2 protein-coding genes and 1 pseudogene are annotated in these 1605 nt (G+C 50.3%); 2 read left to right on the top strand and 1 reads right to left on the bottom strand.

What is annotated here, in order from left to right:
* Nucleotides 1-242 (top strand): annotated as a pseudogene (locus tag LD28_RS0113025) (quinone-dependent dihydroorotate dehydrogenase); the annotation flags it as partial.
* An 89-nt stretch (nucleotides 243-331) separates the two neighbouring features.
* Entirely contained in the window at nucleotides 332-868 is a 537-nt protein-coding gene (locus tag LD28_RS0113020; protein ID WP_033137391.1) for a cell division protein ZapC, read from the top strand.
* Between the two features lie 327 nt (nucleotides 869-1195).
* On the opposite strand, the gene LD28_RS0113015 is transcribed toward LD28_RS0113020, so the two are convergent.
* A partial coding sequence (locus tag LD28_RS0113015) for a methyl-accepting chemotaxis protein (RefSeq protein ID WP_033137389.1) occupies nucleotides 1196-1605 on the bottom strand: 410 nt, incomplete at its 5' end.

The following is a 1605-nucleotide window of genomic DNA, read 5'->3' as shown; positions in this document are numbered from 1 at the left end:
TGCCCCATGCCGGTGAAGCGGGTGGCTTGAGTGGTCGTCCGCTGCAACACAAGAGCACCGAAGTGATCCGTCATCTGGCCAAGGCGCTCAATGGTGCTCTGCCAATTATCGGGGTGGGCGGCATTGATAGTGCCATGGCAGCCCGTGAAAAATTGGCTGCTGGTGCCAGTCTGGTACAAATTTACAGCGGTTTTATTTATAAAGGACCTGGTCTGGTCAAAGAGATCGTGACCAATATATAAGAAATAGGGTGGAGCCCTTTATTCGACGTTGCTGATTTTATCTACATGGAATAAAGTCAATGGACGAAATTTCAAGTAAGGGCTCCAACATGTTTATCCAACCGACCGATAGCTGGCAATGGCACTATGATGCCCAAAGTGACCGTCTGATGTTGGACCTGTCTGATAACATGTTATTTGCCACCGAGTATCAAGGGCGGCAACTGGTACCCAGCTCATTTGCTACCCAGCCATTCTGTGTCGACGACGCGGCACTCTATTATCAGTTGATGGATAAAGCTGCCGAACTGGAATGGAGTATTCCCCATCAGGTACAACTGGTACTTAATGCCATCGCCGTCAGCCGTTTTTATAAACCGCTGATGCCGCAAAGCTGGTTTTTTAGTGAACAACATCCGGTCATCGTGCCACAAAATGGTGATCTGGTCTTGATGAATACCCCCCATGGCAAAGGGGAGTTCATGGTCATTGAATCCGGTGAGCAGGCCAGCGTCTGTTTGAACCTGACCGCAGATCTGGTATTGACCACCAGCAAGATCCTGCCTCGTTTCGGTGTGATCAAGGTGATGAATAACCGGATGAAATCTCGCATCGTGGTGACCGAGCAATATCGTCAGGTCAGCTGAACTCGGGGGCTGGCTAATCAGTCCGTCTTATAACGGACCTCTTCATCTCTTTGTTTGAAACAGGGTCATGTTAAATCACTCCGCATAGATTATTTTCCTCTCTGCCATTTCGCTGCAAACATGTCTCGTCTCCTCGCTTTAGGCATGTCACAAGATACATAAGATAAAAAAAGTGGCGGGATATTACTCCCGCCACAACCTCTGTCACTCACAATTTTCAGACTGGATAGTGAGTTGTAAAAAAAACCGTACCATGCAGCATAAAAACCATATTAAACAATGACGCAGGGCAGACAACCAGCCTGAAGCTTGTTGTCTGCCCACTGTTTATACCTTGAAGAAGCGGATCCCTTGATCGAGTTGCTGAATGATGTCGGTGAGCTGGGAGGCATCGTGGTTCACGCTCTCCGCTGCCGCCACGTTTTCCACTGACATCTGGGTGATCTCTTCGACGGATTGGGCAATCAGCTGGCTGGCTGCCGCCTGTTCATGGAGCATGGAGCTGATCTCCTGGATCAGTCCAACCACCTTGCGTGAACTCTGATCTACCTGAGCCATGGTGTTGCTGGAGTGATCCGTGGTCTCCCGCACTGTGCCCATGCTGTCGGCGCAGGTATTCATCCCTTTCACTGCGCCGGTCGCTCCTTGCTGGATCGACTGCAGCATTGCGTTGATCTCTTGGGTTGCTTGCGTGGTACGGGCTGCCAGTGTACGGACTTCATCTGCCACCACCGCAA

The sequence above is a fragment of the Aeromonas finlandensis genome (assembly GCF_000764645.1).
GTDB classification, from domain to species: Bacteria; Pseudomonadota; Gammaproteobacteria; order Enterobacterales; family Aeromonadaceae; genus Aeromonas; species Aeromonas finlandensis.
The sequence above is the reverse complement of the archived record's forward strand: the minus strand, read 5'-3'. Positions and strand labels throughout refer to the sequence as shown.

What these genes read in the sequence shown, in the direction of transcription:
- LD28_RS0113020 (WP_033137391.1), top strand. Translation starts at nt 332, where the DNA reads ATGTTTATCCAACCGACCGATAGCTGGCAATGGCACTATGATGCCCAA.